Origin of the sequence: Coralloluteibacterium thermophilum, from assembly GCF_042654365.1 — a bacterium.
In the GTDB taxonomy this organism is placed as follows: Bacteria; Pseudomonadota; Gammaproteobacteria; order Xanthomonadales; family Xanthomonadaceae; genus Coralloluteibacterium; species Coralloluteibacterium thermophilum.
The window spans coordinates 321,322-338,002 of the sequence record NZ_JBHSGG010000002.1 but is presented as its reverse complement, the minus strand read 5'-3'; the positions used below and the strand labels follow the sequence as shown (position 1 = coordinate 338,002).

At 72.4% G+C, this 16,681-nt stretch carries 14 protein-coding genes; 7 read left to right on the top strand and 7 right to left on the bottom strand.

What is annotated here, in order from left to right; translation table 11 throughout:
• Positions 1 to 13: 13 nt before the first annotated feature.
• Together ACFO3Q_RS01950 and bla are read right to left on the bottom strand one after the other, a co-directional pair.
• Positions 14 to 550 (bottom strand): hypothetical protein, encoded by a 537-nt coding sequence (locus ACFO3Q_RS01950; RefSeq protein ID WP_377002907.1) that lies wholly within the window; start codon positions 548 to 550, stop codon positions 14 to 16.
• Positions 551 to 1,758: 1,208 nt separating this feature from the next.
• Positions 1,759 to 2,649, bottom strand: a complete 891-nt coding sequence (gene bla, locus ACFO3Q_RS01945; protein WP_377002906.1) for a class A beta-lactamase — start codon at positions 2,647 to 2,649, stop codon at positions 1,759 to 1,761.
• 95 nt (positions 2,650 to 2,744) lie between these two features.
• On the opposite strand from bla, the gene ACFO3Q_RS01940 reads away from it, so the two are divergent.
• Entirely contained in the window at positions 2,745 to 3,617 is an 873-nt protein-coding gene (locus ACFO3Q_RS01940; RefSeq protein ID WP_377002905.1) for a LysR family transcriptional regulator, read from the top strand.
• A 75-nt stretch (positions 3,618 to 3,692) separates the two neighbouring features.
• Here the strand turns inward: ACFO3Q_RS01940 and ACFO3Q_RS01935 are convergent, their stop codons facing one another.
• Both ACFO3Q_RS01935 and ACFO3Q_RS01930 read right to left on the bottom strand, forming a co-directional pair.
• The gene (locus tag ACFO3Q_RS01935; protein ID WP_377002904.1) at positions 3,693 to 4,562 is read right to left on the bottom strand and encodes a class I SAM-dependent methyltransferase; all 870 of its coding nucleotides are present in this window, start codon (positions 4,560 to 4,562) and stop codon (positions 3,693 to 3,695) included.
• Between the two features lie 110 nt (positions 4,563 to 4,672).
• Positions 4,673 to 5,614, bottom strand: a complete 942-nt coding sequence (locus ACFO3Q_RS01930) for a LysR family transcriptional regulator (RefSeq protein ID WP_377002902.1) — start codon at positions 5,612 to 5,614, stop codon at positions 4,673 to 4,675.
• A gap of 105 nt (positions 5,615 to 5,719) precedes the next feature.
• On the opposite strand from ACFO3Q_RS01930, the gene ACFO3Q_RS01925 reads away from it, so the two are divergent.
• The 4 genes from ACFO3Q_RS01925 (at position 5,720) to ACFO3Q_RS01910 (ending at position 11,393) form a co-directional block, all read left to right on the top strand.
• On the top strand, positions 5,720 to 6,478 hold the full coding sequence (locus ACFO3Q_RS01925; protein WP_377002901.1) for an SDR family NAD(P)-dependent oxidoreductase: 759 nt from the start codon (positions 5,720 to 5,722) through the stop codon (positions 6,476 to 6,478).
• Between the two features lie 159 nt (positions 6,479 to 6,637).
• Positions 6,638 to 7,102 carry a hypothetical protein gene (locus ACFO3Q_RS01920; RefSeq protein ID WP_377002900.1) on the top strand — a complete coding sequence of 155 codons (465 nt, stop codon included), beginning with the start codon at positions 6,638 to 6,640 and terminating at the stop codon, positions 7,100 to 7,102.
• A 263-nt stretch (positions 7,103 to 7,365) separates the two neighbouring features.
• Positions 7,366 to 10,176 (top strand): TonB-dependent receptor, encoded by a 2,811-nt coding sequence (locus tag ACFO3Q_RS01915; RefSeq protein WP_377002899.1) that lies wholly within the window; start codon positions 7,366 to 7,368, stop codon positions 10,174 to 10,176.
• Between the two features lie 146 nt (positions 10,177 to 10,322).
• The gene (locus ACFO3Q_RS01910) at positions 10,323 to 11,393 is read left to right on the top strand and encodes a phosphatidylinositol-specific phospholipase C1-like protein (protein ID WP_377002898.1); all 1,071 of its coding nucleotides are present in this window, start codon (positions 10,323 to 10,325) and stop codon (positions 11,391 to 11,393) included.
• A 24-nt stretch (positions 11,394 to 11,417) separates the two neighbouring features.
• On the opposite strand, the gene ACFO3Q_RS01905 is transcribed toward ACFO3Q_RS01910, so the two are convergent.
• Positions 11,418 to 11,999 carry a nuclear transport factor 2 family protein gene (locus tag ACFO3Q_RS01905; RefSeq protein ID WP_377002897.1) on the bottom strand — a complete coding sequence of 194 codons (582 nt, stop codon included), beginning with the start codon at positions 11,997 to 11,999 and terminating at the stop codon, positions 11,418 to 11,420.
• Positions 12,000 to 12,324: 325 nt separating this feature from the next.
• On the opposite strand from ACFO3Q_RS01905, the gene ACFO3Q_RS01900 reads away from it, so the two are divergent.
• Together ACFO3Q_RS01900 and ACFO3Q_RS01895 are read left to right on the top strand one after the other, a co-directional pair.
• Entirely contained in the window at positions 12,325 to 13,833 is a 1,509-nt protein-coding gene (locus ACFO3Q_RS01900; protein ID WP_377002996.1) for a catalase, read from the top strand.
• A gap of 68 nt (positions 13,834 to 13,901) precedes the next feature.
• Positions 13,902 to 14,450, top strand: a complete 549-nt coding sequence (locus tag ACFO3Q_RS01895; protein WP_377002896.1) for an ankyrin repeat domain-containing protein — start codon at positions 13,902 to 13,904, stop codon at positions 14,448 to 14,450.
• 64 nt (positions 14,451 to 14,514) lie between these two features.
• Here ACFO3Q_RS01895 and ACFO3Q_RS01890 read toward each other — a convergent pair whose 3' ends face one another.
• Entirely contained in the window at positions 14,515 to 15,624 is a 1,110-nt protein-coding gene (locus ACFO3Q_RS01890) for a DUF4932 domain-containing protein (protein ID WP_377002894.1), read from the bottom strand.
• A 133-nt stretch (positions 15,625 to 15,757) separates the two neighbouring features.
• On the bottom strand, positions 15,758 to 16,309 hold the full coding sequence (locus ACFO3Q_RS01885) for a protein-tyrosine phosphatase family protein (RefSeq protein ID WP_377002893.1): 552 nt from the start codon (positions 16,307 to 16,309) through the stop codon (positions 15,758 to 15,760).
• Positions 16,310 to 16,681 lie beyond the last annotated feature (372 nt).

The window sequence follows — 16,681 nt, the reverse complement described above, 5'->3', positions numbered from 1 at the left end:
CGCGGGGCCGGCGTCAGCGCCAGGGCCGGCGCTCGCCGGTGACGGAGTACGGCCGCACCGGCGGATCGAGCCACGGGTCGTCGAACGCGTGCGGGCCGAAGCCGCCGATGCCGTGGTGGTGGCGGCCATGCCAGCCCGGCCCCTCGTAGCGCGCCGCGCGCAGGCCGAGGTTGACCGTGCGCGCGCCGCCGTCGTTGGTGGCGTATTCCCGGCAGAGGTTGAGATCGACCGCCTGCCAGTTGCTGCTGCCGCCGCGGGAGGCATGGCCGATGCCCGTGGTCACCGCGCCGGTGACGGCGCTCTCGCTGCCGTCGGCCGCCGGCGGACAGGCGCGCCCGACCCGCGCCGGCTCCCGCGGTGCGCGGGTCAGGCCGTCGTAGTCGGTGCCGACGCGCGTGGCCGGGGCCGCGTCCACGTCCGCCGGCGCCCGCCACTGCGTTGCGCCCGCCTGCCTGGCCGGCAGGCGCAGGTCGAGCGGCGCGGTATCGGCGAACGCCGGCGCTGCGAGCAGCGCGATCAGGGGCAGGGCCAGGCGGGACATGCGCGGCATGTTCGTGTTCCGGGTGATGGCAAGCACCCACCGTAGGCGTTCGCGATTGAACGTGCGCTGGCTTGGGGCGTGGTGGCGTCCGCGCCTGTCCCGGCCTGCGCTCCCCGGGTGGGGAGCCGGTAAGGCATGGGCCGGGCAGGCGCACGTCCTGCTCAGACTTGACCCCTCACGCCCGCGAAAGCGCCCCCACCCCAACCCTCCCCCGCTGTCCGCGGGGGAGGGGGCTGCCGGTGCTGCGTAGGGTGTTGGCGAGGTGCGGTAGGGAAGAGCGACAAGGCAGGTAGAGAGCACAACCTCCCGCCGCGCGCGACCTGCTCCTTCCCCCGCTTGCGGGGGAAGGTTGGGATGGGGGTGAGCGCGCGGAGCGCGCTGCTCGTTCGCTTCCGGCCGCTTGGCGCGTTGCCGAAAGGCGCCCCCCACCCCAACCCTCCCCCGCTGTCCGCGGGGGAGGGGGCTGCCGGTGCTGCGTAGGGTGTTGACGAGGTGCGGTGGGGAAGAGCGACAAGGCGGGTAGAGAGCACAACCTTCCGCCGCGCGCGACCTGCTCCTTCCCCCGCCTGCGAGGGAAGGCCGGGATGGGGGTGAAGCGCGCGCAGCGCGCTGCTCGTTCGCTTCCGGTCGCTTGGCGCGCTGTCGAAAGGAGCCCCCACCCCAACCCTCCCCCGCTGTCCGCGGGGGAGGGGGCTGCCGGTGCTGCGTAGGGTGTTGACGACGCGCGGTGGGAAAGAACGACGAGGCAGGTAGAGAGCACAACCTTCCGCCGCGCGCGACCCGCTCCTTCCCCCGCCTGCGGGGGAAGGCTGGGATGGGGGTGAAGCGCGCGTAGCGCGCTGCTCGTCGACTTCCGGTCGCTTGGCGTGTTGCCGAAAGGCGCCCCCTCCCCAACCCTCCCCCGCTGTCCGCGGGGGAGGGGGCTGCCGGTGCTGCGTAAGGTGTTGACGAGGCGCGGTGGGAAAGAACGACGAGGCAGGTAGAGAGCACAACCTCCCGCCGCGCGCGACCTGCTCCTTCCCCCGCTTGCGGGGGAAGGTTGGGATGGGGGTGAAGCGCGAAGCGCCCCGGAGCGGCTGGCCCGAAACGAGGAAGCGAGTGGGGGCAACTGCGCCCGCCCTCGTTTCTCACGCCTTGTCCCCATGGCTCGCGAGATGGGCCGGCCCGCAGGGAGGCGAGGCGGCACGCGGCCGTGCAGCGCGGCACCGCGACCGCGATCAGCCGGCCGCCGCCAGCCCCACGGCCAGCCGCCCGACGTCGGCGAGCACCGCGTCGCGGCCCGCGCCGTCGATGCTGGCCCCCGTCAGATAGGCGGCCACCAGCACGGGTGGCCGGCCGGGCGGCCAGAGGATGCCGACGTCGTTCGCCGTGCCGGCGAAGGAGCCGGTCTTGTCGCCCGCCTGCCAGCCCGGCGGCATTCCGGCGCGCAGGCGCGCGTTGCCGGTGTGGTTGGTGCGAAGCCAGTACGTGAGCTGCGCGCGCGAGGCGGGCGTCAGCACGTCCCCCAGCAGCAGGCGGCCGAGGGTGGCGACCATCGCCGCGGGCGTGGTGGTGTCCCGCGGGTCGCCCGGCTCGGCGCTGTTGAGTTCCGGCTCCATGCGGTCCAGCCGGGTGACCGGGTCGCCGAGTCCGCGCAGGAAACGGGTCAGCCCCGCGGGGCCGTCCACGAGACCGAGCAGCAGGTTGGCGGCCGCGTTGTCGCTCCAGGTCACGGTGGCCTCGCACAGGTCGGCGACGCTGGCCTGGCCTTCGTCCATGCGCGCCTCGACCACCGGCGACCAGCTCACCCTGTCCTCCGGGCCGAAGCGCAGCGGCTGGTCGAGCCGGACCTCGCCGCGGTCGACCCGGGCCAGCACCGCCGCAGCCAACAGGAATTTGAATGTGCTCGCCATGGGGAAGCGCTCTTCGGCGCGCCACGCCAGGCGCCGGCCGCTGCCGCTGTCGAGGATGGCCACGCCGAGCCGGCCGCCGCTGCGGCGTTCGAGGCCGGCGGGGTCCATGGCGTCGGCGGCGGCGCCCGCGGCCCGCGCCGCGAAGGGCGTCGCGCCCAGCAGGCCGGCGGCGAGGGCGGTGCCGGCGGTGGCGAGGAAGTGGCGTCGGTCGATCATCTCGGGCTCCTTGTGGGTGCCGCGATTCTTGGCGCGTTGACCGCCGCTCACAAACGAAGTTATCTGGGTGCAGCCATAAGAAGAACTCATCGCGGATGGAGCGTCCCCAGCTTCCCCTCAACGGTCTGCGCGCGTTCGAGGCGGCAGCGCGCCACCTCAACTTCACCCGCGCGGCGCTGGAACTCTGCGTCAGCCAGGCCGCGCTCAGTCACCAGATCAAGGGTTTGGAGGCCCGCCTGGGCTTCGCGCTGTTCCGGCGCCTGCCGCGCGGGGTGGCGCTGACCGACGAGGGTGCGGCCCTGTTCCCGGTGCTCAACGAGGCCTTCGACCGCATCGGCGCCACCCTCGACCGCTTCGTCGGCGGGCGCTTCCACGAGGTCCTGACCGTGGGCGTGGTGGCGACCTTCGCGACCGGCTGGCTGCTGCCGAGGCTGGACGCCTTCGCGGCCGGCCATCCGGCCGTGGACCTGCGCCTGATGACCAACAACAACCGGCCCGACCTGGCCGGCGACGGGCTCGACCTCGCGATCCGCTTCGGCGACGGCGACTGGCAGGGCGTCGAGGCGGTCCGCGTGCTGCGCGCGCCGTTCGCGCCGGTGTGCGCGCCGGCGCTCGCGCGCCGGCTGCGCACGCCGGGCGACCTCGCCGGCCTGCCCCTGCTGCGGTCCTACCGCGCGGACGAGTGGACGCGCTGGTTCGCCGCGGCCGGCCTCGCCGCGCCGCCGGCACGCGGGCCGGTCTTCGATTCCTCACTGGCCATCGCCGCGGCTGCCGCCGGCGGAAGCGGCGTCGCCCTGCTGCCGCTGCGGATGTTCGAGCAGGACCTCGCCGCCGGACGACTGGTACGGCCCTTCGGTCCGGAGGTGGACCTGGGCAGCTACTGGCTCACCCGACTGCGCTCGCGTCCCGAGAGCGCGGGCATGCGCGCCTTCCGCACCTGGCTCGCCGCTACCGGGGACGCGGGCTGAGAGAAGGGCGGCGAGGCGCGGGAGCGGATGCGGGACAGGTGTGCGTCGCTCCCTGCATCTCGCTCCGCGAGCGCGTCAGCGCCGGGTGGCGAACACGCCGTCGAGCGCCGGCCGCGCCTGGAAGCCGGCCTTCTCCAGGCGGCGGGCGACCTCGCGGGGAACGTCGCGGCCACTGGTGAGCCGATTGGGGCTGCCGGTGTAGTGGAACAGCCGGCCGCCGCGCCGCAGCACGCGCGCGAGCTGATCGTAGAAGGCCTGGGAGTACAGCTCGCCGGCGATGCCGAAGCGGGGCGGGTCGTGCAGCACGGCGTCCACGGCTGCGTCCGGCAGGTCCGCGATCGCCTCCGCCACGTCGGCGTGGGTCAGCACGAGACGCCCGCCCGCCTCGGCCGCCCCGGGGTCGGGCGACCACGGGTTGAGCGTGCGCAGCCACAGCACGTCGGCGTTCTTCTCGAACGACAGGATGCGCGCGGCGCCGGCCTCGAGGCAGCAACCGGCGAAGTAGCCGAGGCCGCCGCAGGTGTCGAGCACGATGCGGCCGCGCGGCTCCACCAGGGCGACCTTGCGTCGGGCGTCCTCGACCGGGGAGGTGCGTGCGGTCGGCAGCATCTTGATGCCGTCGATCTCGAAGGTCGGCGCGCCCCATTCGGTGGGCACCAGCTTGATCAGCGCACCGGAGAAGCGGGACACGGCGGCGAAGTCCTCGCCGTCCCACCAGTACAGCGTGCGGTCCTTGAGTCGCCCGGGATAGGGATAGCGCCGCTCCGCGTACGTCCATGCGTCCGCGTCCAGCAGGACCTGCGTCTCGCTGCGGCCGAGGTCGAAGGAGCCGGTCCAGGTCGCTGCGCCGGCCGCGCGCGCGCCGTGCAGCGCCTCGGCGAGGGCGCGTGTGAGGAGAGGGCCGGTATGACGGGGCACGGTGGGCTCCGGAGCGGGGCCGCGCATGTTAGAGTTCCGTGCGTGGGCACGGGATCCGGACCGTCGGGCCGGTGCCGGGCCGCGCTGGCGCTGCGGGCGCGGCGTCGGAATGACGGCCCGGTCGGTCCTGCCCCGCCTCATGTCGCGGCCGAAGGCGCTCCTGCCATCGGTCGCGCCGGCTGCAGGTCGTGCGCCTCGCGCAGCAGGCCTTCCAGCCAGTCGGCGAAGGCCCGGACGCGCGGCGAGAGGTGGCGCCGGTGGGGGTAGAGCAGGGCGATCCGCAGCGGTGGCGGGACGTACTCCGGCAGCACCTCGACGAGGGTGCCCGCGGCCAGCTGTGGCGCCACGCTCATGCGCGGGGTCTGGATGAGGCCGAGGCCGGCGATGCAGGCGGCGTCGTAGGCGGCCGCGCCGTCCACGCTCACCCGGCTGCGCATCGGCACGCGCCGCACGCGGCCGTCCTCGACGTAGTCGAAGCCGTCGTCGCTGCCCAGCGGGTTGGCGTAGCGCACCAGCACGTGGCCGGCGAGGTCGGCCGGCGTGCGCGGGATGCCGTGCCGCGCGAGGTAGGCCGGGCTCGCGAAGTTGCCGAGCGCATAGGTGCCGAGCGGACGCGCGACCAGGCGCGAGTCGGTCGGCGTACCGCCGCGCACGACGCAGTCGAAGCCCTCCGCGACGAGGTCGACGAAGCGATCGGTGGTGCTGAGTTCCAGTTCGAGGTCGGGGTGCGCGGCAAGGAAGTCGTGCAGCCGCGGCAGCACGGTGCGCTCGGCGAAGCGGGTGGACATGCCGACGCGCAGCCGGCCGCGCAGGCCGCGGGCGTCGGCCCGGAACAGGTCGCGCAGTTCGTCCAGGTCGCCGAGCAGGTCGTGCGCGCGCCGGGCCAGCATCTCGCCGTCCCGGGTCAGGCCGACCCGGCGGGTGGTGCGGTGGAGCAGGCGCGTGCCGAGCTCGGCCTCGAGCCGCTGCACGGCGAGCGAGACGCTCGCCTTCGGGCGCCCGAGCGTCTCGGCTGCGCGGGTGAAGCTGCCGAGCTCGGCGACGCGCAGGAAGACCTGCATGGCGTCCAGGAGGTGCATGCGCCGATTGTTATCCCGGATTGGACAAGGTGATCGCGTCCGCCCGGTTTATGCCGAGCGGGGCGACCAATAGCGTAGCGCCACACCCACCACAGGAGCAGTGCCATGCAGACCCCGTCCATCGTGCTCGTCACCGGCGGCAGCCGCGGCCTCGGCCGCGCCGCCGCCGTCCACCTCGCCCGCGCCGGGCACGATCTCCTCCTGACCTGGCACAGCAACGAGGCGGAGGCGCAGGCGGCCGTCGCCGAGGTCGAGGCCGAAGGCCGCCGTGCCGTTGCGCTGCGCCTCGACGTCGGCGACAGCGCCGGTTTCCCCGCCTTCGCCGAGCGCGTGCGGGACGTGCTGCGCGGCTGGGGGCGCACGCAGTTCGACGCCCTGGTCAACAACGCGGGCATGGGCGTGCACGCGCCCTTCGCCGAGACCACCGAGGCGCAGTTCGACGCGCTGATGCGCGTGCACCTCAAGGGGCCGTTCTTCCTCACCCAGGCGCTGCTGCCGCTGATCGCCGACGGCGGACGCATCCTCAACGTGTCCAGCGGGCTCGCGCGGTTCTCGCTGCCGGGCTATGCGGCCTACGCAACGATGAAGGGCGGCGTCGAGGTGCTGACCCGCTACCTGGCGCGGGAACTCGGGGCGCGCGGCATCGTGGTCAACACGCTCGCGCCGGGCGCCATCGAGACCGACTTCGGCGGCGGCGCCGTGCGCGACAACCTCGAGCTCAACCGCTTCGTCGCGGCCCAGACCGCCCTCGGCCGCGCGGGCCTGCCGGAGGACATCGGCGGTGCCGTGGTCGCGCTGCTCTCCGACGGCATGCGCTGGACCAACGGGCAGCGCGTCGAGGCCTCCGGGGGGATGTTCCTGTAATCCCGCGCCCGCGTCGTGCGGTGGCGGCGGCGCCTGCCGCCACCGTCACCGAGCTGCACGCCGGCGCAACGGCGCTGGCGCTCCCCGGCGCCGGCTGCCAACCCTTTCACGCCGGGGCGGATTAGCCTCGGGGGCGTCTTCGATTCGCAGGAGGACGCCATGATCGACGCATTCACGCAGGGCGCGCCGGTGCAGCTTTGGCAGGCGCTGGTGCGGGATTCCGCGGACCGTGCGGGCCACAGGCTCGACGAGTCGCGCGAGAGCTACCTGGTGTTCGTGCTGCTGCGCCACCAGCGCGACGGACACCTGCTCTCGCGCATCCAGGCGCTGGAGTGGCTGCACGCGCAGGCGAACACAGGGACCCTGCGCACCGACGCGCTGCGCGACGTGGGCGACCGCTGCCTGCTCATCGCCGGCCTGTTCCCGGGCCTCGCGGCGCGCCGCCGCGTCAGCGTGGACTACTTCGTCGAACTCGGGCGCGGCGCCTACCTGGACGTCGCCTCCGCCAGCCGCGCGGCCTACGCCGCGCTCTACGCGCAGCTCGCCGACGGCTATCGCGAGCTGGTCGAGGTCCTGCGCGGGGTGCGGGAGCTCGCGGCGCCGCACGGGCGTCGCCTCACCTGATCCCGGTCGCGCGGGGGGAGCCGTGCCCGCCGCCGGGCGGGCCGGGCGTCGTCATCCGCATCCACGGGCGCCTCCCGCGCTCCGGCCGCGGTGCGCGAGGGCATGCGCGCAGGAGCGCTTGTCCACCGGTGGGCAAACGGAAACAAAACGTCAACGTTGGGTGAATAAGCTGCGCCGCGGCCGAGTCCAGGCCCCGCGTCGTGCCGTTCCGGCGCGACCGCCCACCCATCCGCATTGCCCATCGATTCCGCAGGGGAACCCGCATGAAGTACCAGTCTCCCGGACGTCCCACGTCCGGGCCGCGCCTCCGTAGCCTCAGCCGGAGCATCCATCTTCTCCTGCTGGGCGGGATCGTCGCCGTGCCGCTGCAGGCGCGCGCGCAGGACGCGACGACGGCGCAGGACGGCGCCCCCACGCCCCAGCAGCTCGACAGCATCGTCGTCACCGGCAGCTACAGCCGCAGCCTCGAGCAGGCGGTGGACATCAAGCGCTACAACATCGGGTTCTCCGACTCCATCGTCGCCACCGACGTCGCCGACTTCCCCGAGCAGAACCTGGCCGAGGCCCTGCAGCGCATGCCGGGCGTCACCATCGAGCGCAACAAGGGCCTGGGCACGCGCGTCAACGTGCGCGGCCTGCCGTCCGACTACACCCACGTCTCGATCAACGACCTCGCCACGGCCTCGGGCAGCGGCGGCCGCGACGTCGAGTTCGACATCTTCGCCTCCGAGATCATCCAGCAGGTGACGGTGCAGAAGTCGCCGACCGCGGCGGACGAGGAGGGCGGCATCGCCGGCTCGGTGCAGATCAGCACCGCGCGTCCCTTCGACTACAACGGGCGCAAGCTCGTGGCCTCCGCCGAGGCCGCGCACAATTCGATCTCCGAGGAGGTCGATCCGAAGTTCTCGTTCCTCGCCAGCGACACCTGGGGCAACTGGGGCGGCCTGGTGTCCTTCTCGCAGGCCAAGCGCACCAACCGCACCGACGCCACCTCCGGCATCAACTTCCGGCCGATGAGCCGCTTCCTGGCGCCGTCCACCGGCGCGCGCGGCGAGCAGGCGCTCGACGTGCTGGAGCGCGACGCCGGCATCGTCGTGGGCAGCCGCGCCAACAACGACGAGACCGACCGCATCATCTTCCAGGACAAGGTCGGCGACCGCATCTACCTCAACGAGCAGGACAAGTGGGGCGCCACCGCCTCGCTGCAGTTCAAGCCGAGCAACAGCTTCAGCCTGACCTTCGACGCCATGCTCGGCGGCTACGAGGCCGTCGAGGACGAGTACGACGCCGCGGCCTACTCGGCGTCCAGCCGCAGCACGCTGGAGACCATCCACGACTACGACGCGACCACGCTGTCGAGGTACGGCATGGTCGTGCTGCGCGACGTGTCCTACACCGCGACCCAGCACGAGTTCCTGAGCAAGGAACGCATCCACGACACCGACTACCGCCAGTACAGCCTGGCGCTGGACTGGACCGTCGGCGGCTGGGACGTCACCGGCCTGATGGGCTACTCGGGCGCGGAGAAGACCTCCGACTACGCCAACCTCAAGCACGTCGCCTACGCGCCGTCGCGCACGCGCTGGACCGGCCGCAGCGGCGAGACCATCCCCAGCGACAACCCGGCCACCATCGACATGTACAACTCCCCCGGGAGCTACCTGTTCGAGGCCTACGAGACTTCGCTGGAGCGGGTGAACGACGACAAGTACGCGGCGCAGCTCGATTTCCGCAGGCCGCTCGACCTGGCCTTCCTGCCGGCGCTGTCGAGCGTGCAGTTCGGCGGCCGCTACACCGACAGGTCGAAGGAGCGCGACTACGGCGAGCTCAACATCCAGGGTCCGCGCGCCGGCGACGCCTCGTGGGTCAACGTGCGCACGCTGGCCGACAGCGAGCTGCGCCCGGTGACCGACATCGTCCCGGGTGGCCGGTTCCGCGCGAAGGACCTCGAGTGGAGCCAGGTGTCGAACGACTACGCCCGGCGGACCTTCCGCTACCCGGGCTTCCAGACGCCGTTCGACCCCGGCCAGCACTACCGCGTGGACGAGGAAGTGACCGCGCTGTACGCCATGACCGACTTCCACTTCAACGTGGGCGCGGTGCCGGTGTCGCTCAACGCGGGCGCGCGCTACGTGGACACCTCGGTGCTGTCCTTCGGCTACCACCCGGTGCAGAACGACGACGGCTCCACCGGCTACACCGAGGACCCGGTCTCCATGAAGGGCGGCTACTCCGACGTGCTGCCCAGCTTCAACATGACCGCCGAGCTGACCCACAGCCTCATGCTGCGCGCGGCCGCCTCCGAGACCCTGATGCGCCCCGCGCTGACGGACATCGCCTACCGCCGCACCGCGAGCTGGAGCTCGTTCCGCTTCACCGACGGCAACCCGAACCTGGAACCGACCTACGCCAGGCAGTGGGAGCTGGGCCTGGAGCAGTACCTCGACAACGGCGGCCTGCTCGCCGCGTCCTACTTCCGCAAGAAGATCGAGGGCGCCGTCATCAACTCGCTGACGGGCGTGGTCGAGAACGTCGCGGTGTACAACGCCAACGGCACGCTCAACGGCATCTACGACTTCGACGTCTACCAGCCGGTCAACGCGGACGGTTCCTACGACGTCAGCGGCTACGAGCTGATCGCGCAGATGCCGCTCGGCACCCTGCACAGTGCGCTGGAGGGCTTCGGCGTCAACGCCAACTACACCAAGCTCAAGAGCTCGCTGCAGGGCGAGTCCAGCCTCGGCATCGCCACCCCGCTGCCGGGCCTGGCGGACAAGGCCTGGAACTTCACCCTGTACTACGAGAACGACCGCTTCGACGCCCGCGTGTCCTACAACTACAAGGACGCCTACGTCGAGTCGATCGGCTACAACATGTACCCGATCTGGCGCGACGCCTACGGCCAGACCGACCTGTCGATCGGCTACAGGATCACCGACAACGTCAAGGTGAGCCTGGAAGGCATCAACATCTTCGACCGCGAGACCACCGGCTACACGCTGGACCCGTCGTTCCCGACGATGTACGAGCTGTCGGGCCGTCGCATCAGCCTCGGGCTGCGCGCGGACTTCTGACGACCCCGCGCCCGGCCGGCATCCGCCGGCCGGCGCTTCGAACGCAGCGGCCGCCGCCCCGCGCACCGGGACGGCGGCCGTTCCCTTTTCGTCGGCCGCTTCGGCGACGGGTTCGTCCCGCGGCCTCCCGGACCCGAGGACATCCCATGCCCCACAGCCTCGCTCTCGCCGCCTGCTGCCTCGGCCTGGCCTCCGCCGTGCATGCCGGCGCGCCGCTGCGCATGAACGACATCGTCGCGGTCGGCACCCACAACAGCTACAAGCAGGCCATGCCGGCGGAGACGATGGCGCGCCTGCGCATGGCCGATCCCGCGGCGGCCGATGCGCTGGACTACGCCCACCGCCCCCTGGTCGAGCAGCTGGACCGCGGCGCGCGCCAGCTCGAACTCGACGTCAACTTCGACCCGCATGGCGGGCACTACGCGGCCGGCTCGGACGACCCTGCGTTCGGGCTCCCGGGATTCAAGGTCCTGCACATCCCGGGCATCGACGACGCCACGCACTGCGTGCGCCTGGTTGCGTGCCTGGAGACCATCCGGGACTGGTCCGACGCCAACCCGGGACACGTGCCGATCCTGCTGATGTTCAACGCCAAGGACGAGCGCAACGCGGCGCGCGGCGGCATCGACGCGCTGCCCTTCACGGAGGCGGCCTTCGACGCCCTCGACGCGGAGATCCGCAGCGTCCTGCCGCCGGAGAAGCTGATCGTTCCCGACGACGTGCAGGGGGATTTCCCGACGCTGCGCGAGGCGGTGCTGGCGGGCAACTGGCCGAGCCTGGAGGCCGCGCGCGGCCGCGTCCTGTTCGCCCTCGACGAGGGTCCCGCCAAGGTCGCCCTCTACCGCGGCGCGCGTCGCTCGCTCGAAGGCCGCGTGTTCTTCGTCAACACCGACGAGGACTCGCCGGCCGCCGCCTACCTCACCCTCAACGATCCCGTCGCCGACGGCGAGCGCATCGCGCGGGCCGTCCGTGCCGGCTTCCTCGTGCGTACCCGCGCCGATGCCGAGACGCGGGAGGCGAGGCAGGACGATACCCGCCGCCGCGACGCCGCGCTCGCCAGCGGCGCCCAGTACGTCTCCACCGACTACCTCTGGCCCGAGCCCCGGCTGTCGCCGCGCTACGAGGTCCGCCTTCCCGGCGGCGCGCCCGCGGCCTGCAATCCCGTGCGGCGGCCGGCCGGCTGCGATGCGGCCGGACTGGAGCCGCAGGCGCGGTGAGCCGCGCCCCTCCGGCGGACGGCGTCAGTCCGCCGGAGGCACCGCCGGCGCGTCGAGGCCCGGCACGTCCATGTCCCGCTGCATCAGCGCCTCCAGGGCCCAGGTGTCGAGGAAGGCGGTGACGTGGGTGATGCGCCCATCGGCGACGGTGAGGAACCACGCGTAGCTGTTGGTGTAGGTCCGTCCGTCGCGCGCGGTCGCGTGGCCGTCCCAGTGCACGACGACCCGCGTTCCGTCGGCGACGATGGCCACGACCTCCGGCACGATCGGCGTCGCCAGCCGCGCGTTGATGGGCGCGACCACGTCGCGCAGGAAGGGCTCGCGCCCGTGCCAGGTGCCCGACACCGGGCTGCTTCCGGCCACCGTCCACACCGCGTCCTCGGCCAGCAGCTCGAAGATGCCGCCGCGCCCGGCCTTCCATGCGGCGAAGGCCTCCGTCACGAGCGCCGCCGAGGTTTCGCTCTGCGATGCCTGCACCGGTGCGGCGAGCGCGGCCGCCACCGGCAGCAGCAGTGCGCGCTGCGCGCCTGCGATGCGCAGGAGGCGACGGCGCAGTGCGTCCGTGCGGGTGGAGGCGGCGATGTCGATGTCGTGCGTCGGTGGCATGTCGTGCGCCTCGGGTCGTGCCGGCGTGCGCGGCGGGACGACCACCATCGGCCGCCGCGACCTCGGTGCGATAGCGGAGTCCTGCCGTGGTCTTGCCCGATCGTGCCGGCGGCGTCCGCGCCTGCGCCGCGCGGTTTCCGTGCGTGGCGATGCCTCGCCGCGGCACGTCATCGCCGGGAGCTATCGAAGCGACAGGAACAAACGATTTCCGCGCGATGCGCGCGCTCCCTAGGCTCCCCGGGCCATCAGGCAACCCGAACCACAAGAAAAAGGGGCACCCATGTCGAAGACCACTCCAGGCGCCGCGCTGCGCGGCCGCCGCCGTCTGCTGCCGTCCGCGCTCGCAGCCATCCTGCTGTGCACCGGCGCGACCGCCGCCGAACTCACGCGCGACAACGGCGCGCTCGTCGGCGACAACCAGAACTCGCAGACCGCCGGCGAGACCGGTCCCGTCCTGCTGCAGGACATCCACCTCATCCAGAAGCTGCAGCGCTTCGACCGCGAGCGCATCCCCGAGCGCGTCGTGCATGCGCGCGGCACCGGCGCCTACGGCGTGTTCACCGCGTCCGAGGACCTGTCGGACCTGACCCAGGCGACCCTGTTCACCCCGGACAAGCAGACCCCGGTGTTCGTGCGCTTCTCCTCGGTGGTGCACGGCAACCACTCGCCCGAGACCCTGCGCGACCCGCGCGGCTTCGCGACCAAGTTCTACACCGAGCAGGGCAACTGGGACCTGGTCGGCAACAACTTCCCGACCTTCTTCATCCGCGACGCCATCAAGTTCCCCGACATGGTCCACGCCTTCAAGCCGGACCCGGACAAGAACTACGGCACCAACCGCACGCTGTTCGACTTCTTCCAGCACGTGCCCGAGGCCACCCGCACGCTGACCCTGCTGTTCTCCAACGAGGGCACGCCCGCCACCTACCGCGAGATGGACGGCAGCTCGGTGCACGCCTACAAGCTGGTGAACGCCGACGGCGAGTACCGCTACGTCAAGTTCACCTGGAAGAGCCTGCAGGGCCTGCGCAACCACGACCCGAGGGAGGCCGAGCGCGTCCAGGGCCGCGACTTCAACCACATGACCCGCGACCTCATCGAGGCGATCGAGGCCGGCAACTACCCGCGCTGGGACCTATACCTGCAGGTGCTCGAGCCCGAGCAGCTGGTCGCGTTCGACTTCGACCCGCTCGACGCCACCAAGATCTGGCCCGAGGACCTGGTGCCCATGCGCAAGATCGGCACCATGGAGCTCAACCGCAACCCGGCGAACGTCTTCCAGGAGACCGAGCAGGTCGCGCTGGCGCCGGCCAACCTCATCCCCGGCATCGAGCCGTCGGAGGACCGCCTGCTGCAGGGCCGGCTCTTCAGCTACGCCGACACCCAGATGTACCGCCTGGGCGCCAACCACCAGCAGCTGCCGGTGAACCGCCCGCGCGTGGCCGTCAACAACAACAACCAGGACGGCTTCATGAACTTCGGCAGCCGCACCGGCGAGGTGAACTACGAGCCGAGCACGCTGCAGCCGCGTCCGGAAGCCGTCGCCGCGCGCTACAGCAACCTGCCGCTCGGCGGCATGACCCAGCAGCGCCGCATCGCCCGCGAGCAGAACTTCAGGCAGGCGGGCGAGCTGTTCCGCAGCTGGGACCGCAAGACCCAGCAGGATCTCATCCAGACCCTGGGCTCGGCGCTCGCCGAGGCGGAGGACGGTGCCAAGCACACCATGCTGTCGTACTTCTACAAGGCGGACGCCCGCTACGGCGAAGGCCTGACGCGCGTGGCGCAGGGCGACATCGCCCGGGTGCGCGCGCTGGCCGCGGAACTGGTCGACTGACCGCAGGCCTCCCGGGCGGCACGCGCCGCCCGGGAGGATTCCGTCCCACATCCGACAAGGAGTCGCGCATGACATTCCGTGCGATCGGCCTCGGCCTGCTGCTCGGCCTCGGCATGGCCGTGGCGCAGGCGGACGAGGCAGCCCCCGCCGCGCCTGCCGAGATCAGGGAGCAGCTCGACGGCTACCTGTTCGCCGCCGCCCGTGCGGGCGACATCGAGGTGCTCGAGACCTTCGTCGAGGCCGGCTACGACCTCGACCGCGCCGACGCCAAGGGCTACACCGCCCTCATCCTCGCTGCCTACCACGGGCACCGGGACGCCGTGCGGCTGCTGCTCGACGCCGGCGCCGACCCCTGCCACGCGGACCAGCGCGGCAACACGGCGCTGCTCGGCGCCATCTTCAAGGGCGAGGTCCGCATCGCGCGTGCGCTGATGGCCGCCGACTGCGCGCCCGACCACCGCAACAAGGCCGGCCAGACGCCGGCGATGTACGCCGCGCTGTTCCAGCGCACCGAGATCCTCCACGACCTGCGCGCCCGGGGCGCGGACCTCGACGCGGTCGACGACGCCGGCAACAGCGTCGAGAGCATCGCGCGCTGGGCTGCGGGCGAACCGTAGGAGCCCGGGCGGCGGCCCGCATCGGCCGCAACGCCGTCGGCACGGCCCGTCGCCTCGGCGACGCTCATTCGCAGGCGTCGGTGGGCAGGCCGTCGATGAAGGCGGCGAGCGCCGGCAGATGGGCGCGGAAGTCGCGTTCGGTGCGCCGGGGCGCGTAGGTCGTGCGGAAGTGCGTCACCACCGGCCGGTACAGGGCGCCGCCCATGGCCTCGTTCTGGGCAAGGTGCTCCTCCGCGAGCGCGTCCCCGAAGTGCACGCCCTTCAGGTGGATCGCCACCGCGTCCGAGAGCACCTCATGGACGAAGAAGTAGGTGTCCAGCCGCGGTTCGTCGAACACCACGAACTGCCGCGAGAGCGCGTCGGCGTACTCGATGTCCATGAGCAGCTCGCGCTGGCCGTCGGCGAACTGCTCCAGCGCGATGTGCGTGGCCTCGTGCCAGACCGCGTTGCTCAGGGCCACGTCGGTGTAGTCGAAGCGCGCCGCGGTCGTGGGACCCTCGGACAGGAAGCGCGGGTCGAAGGGCACCAGGATGGGGCCGTAGCCCGCGTGCCGTGGCGCGACCTCGTCGATGACGATGTTCGCCTTCAGGACCACCCCGAGCGGCGAGATCGAGAAGTACAGGGTCTTGTCGAGGCCGGTGCCGTAGAAGTCGGCCAGCGGCGTCAGCGGATCGACCGCGCGCAGCCGCGCCTCGAACTCGGCCACCCAGCGCGCGTAGTCGGCCTCGTGCGCCGCGAAGAAGCCGGCGAAGTCCGCGTCCTGCGCGAAGGCCACCGCCAGGCGGAGGTACTCGCGCAGGGTGTCGTCGTCCTTGATGCGTCCAAGATGGCTGAAGCCCTCCGGTTCCACCAGGCGCGGCCCGGGCCATTCCAGCGCCCAGCCCAGGTCGGCGAAGTCGTTGTAGGGCAGCGCACGCGCATGCACGACCGCCGGGTGCTCGCGCATGTGTCCGAACCAGGCGTCCACAGCGCGCCGGTAGTCGTAGTCGCGCACCGGCGGTGCGTAGACGCGCGCGAGGTAGTTGATCACGTGCAGCAGCTCGGTGCCGGGGTGCACCGCGACCACGTGGCCGATCCGGGGTTCCGGCACGTCCGCGGGCTCGTCCGGTGGCGCCGTGGGCGCGCACCCGGCGACGAGCAGAAGGGCGACCACGGATGCGCGGCGCAACGACATGACATTCCCCCTCGCGACGGTAGGTGCGCCGCAGCCTAGCAGCCGCGGGTCCGTGCGGAGGATCGCGCCCCGCCCGGTGCCGTCCACGAGGCGGACAACAGTGACGAGAGCATCGGCGCGCTGGGCGGCAGCCTCAGGGCCGTGGATTCCGGCCCATCCGCGCGAGCCAGGCCTGGCCCTCGGCGACCGTGCGCGCATCCACCTGCGTCGGTCCCCGCAGGCGCGGTGGCGGTCGCGGCGGCGACGGCGGCGGATCGGGCTCGACCTCGGACCGACGGCGCTTCCGCGGTGCCCTCGCCAGCGGGTCCGGCGGCGGCTGCACCGTGTAGACGGTCTTGTTGTCCCTCTGCCCGACGCTCACCCACGCGTCCGCATGGATGCGGTTCGCGTCCGTCACCGCGAGCCTGCCCGCCCGCCACCACGCTTCGATCCATTGCGCGTAGGAGCCGGTCGTCCCCTGGCGCGCGAGGTCGAAGGAGAAGCCGGGCTCGTGCGCCCGGCGTTCCGCCTGCATCGCGGTGACGAAGGTCGCGGCCTCCGCGTACGCGACGGCGTGGTGCCGGATGAGGAACACCAGCAGGGCGCAGGCGGTCCTGCTCTTGCCGTTGACGCAGTGCAGGGTGACGGTGTTCGACGTCGCCAGGAGCGAGTGCAGGCGGTCGGCCGCGGCGATGAACCGCGGCACGGTGTTCCGCTCCGTGTCCAGGGCCGTGCCGTGCTCCATCCGCGACAGGTCGATCCGCGCCCAGTCCCCGGTGGAGCGGATCGCATGGTCCCTTTTCCCGAAGACGATCCTCTTCCCGGTTCCGTCCTGCGTCAGGACACCGCCGCCGTGGCAGCCCTCCGACGTCCACCCGCCGCAACTCGCCATGTCGCCGCTCCCGTGCCGAGCCCGTGCGGCCTCCCGCACGACGCGTCGCCGGATGCTGCGCGCGGCCCCGGCACGCGACCCGGCGATCCGTCTCAGCGCCTTGCCTGGACGCGGGAGGCGCCTGCCGACGCTCCCGCAGGCGAAGAACACCGTCCTCCCCGCCCTGCGCAACCGGCGCCTTCCCCG

Excerpts from the sequence above, each read along its gene's own strand:
- ACFO3Q_RS01950 (WP_377002907.1), bottom strand. The coding sequence starts at position 550 with ATGCCGCGCATGTCCCGCCTGGCCCTGCCCCTGATCGCGCTGCTCGCA.
- bla (WP_377002906.1), bottom strand. The coding sequence starts at position 2,649 with ATGATCGACCGACGCCACTTCCTCGCCACCGCCGGCACCGCCCTCGCC.
- ACFO3Q_RS01940 (WP_377002905.1), top strand. The coding sequence starts at position 2,745 with ATGGAGCGTCCCCAGCTTCCCCTCAACGGTCTGCGCGCGTTCGAGGCG.
- ACFO3Q_RS01935 (WP_377002904.1), bottom strand. The coding sequence starts at position 4,562 with ATGCGCGGCCCCGCTCCGGAGCCCACCGTGCCCCGTCATACCGGCCCT.
- ACFO3Q_RS01930 (WP_377002902.1), bottom strand. The coding sequence starts at position 5,614 with ATGCACCTCCTGGACGCCATGCAGGTCTTCCTGCGCGTCGCCGAGCTC.
- ACFO3Q_RS01925 (WP_377002901.1), top strand. The coding sequence starts at position 5,720 with ATGCAGACCCCGTCCATCGTGCTCGTCACCGGCGGCAGCCGCGGCCTC.
- ACFO3Q_RS01920 (WP_377002900.1), top strand. The coding sequence starts at position 6,638 with ATGATCGACGCATTCACGCAGGGCGCGCCGGTGCAGCTTTGGCAGGCG.
- ACFO3Q_RS01915 (WP_377002899.1), top strand. The coding sequence starts at position 7,366 with ATGAAGTACCAGTCTCCCGGACGTCCCACGTCCGGGCCGCGCCTCCGT.
- ACFO3Q_RS01910 (WP_377002898.1), top strand. The coding sequence starts at position 10,323 with ATGCCCCACAGCCTCGCTCTCGCCGCCTGCTGCCTCGGCCTGGCCTCC.
- ACFO3Q_RS01905 (WP_377002897.1), bottom strand. The coding sequence starts at position 11,999 with ATGCCACCGACGCACGACATCGACATCGCCGCCTCCACCCGCACGGAC.
- ACFO3Q_RS01895 (WP_377002896.1), top strand. The coding sequence starts at position 13,902 with ATGACATTCCGTGCGATCGGCCTCGGCCTGCTGCTCGGCCTCGGCATG.
- ACFO3Q_RS01890 (WP_377002894.1), bottom strand. The coding sequence starts at position 15,624 with ATGTCGTTGCGCCGCGCATCCGTGGTCGCCCTTCTGCTCGTCGCCGGG.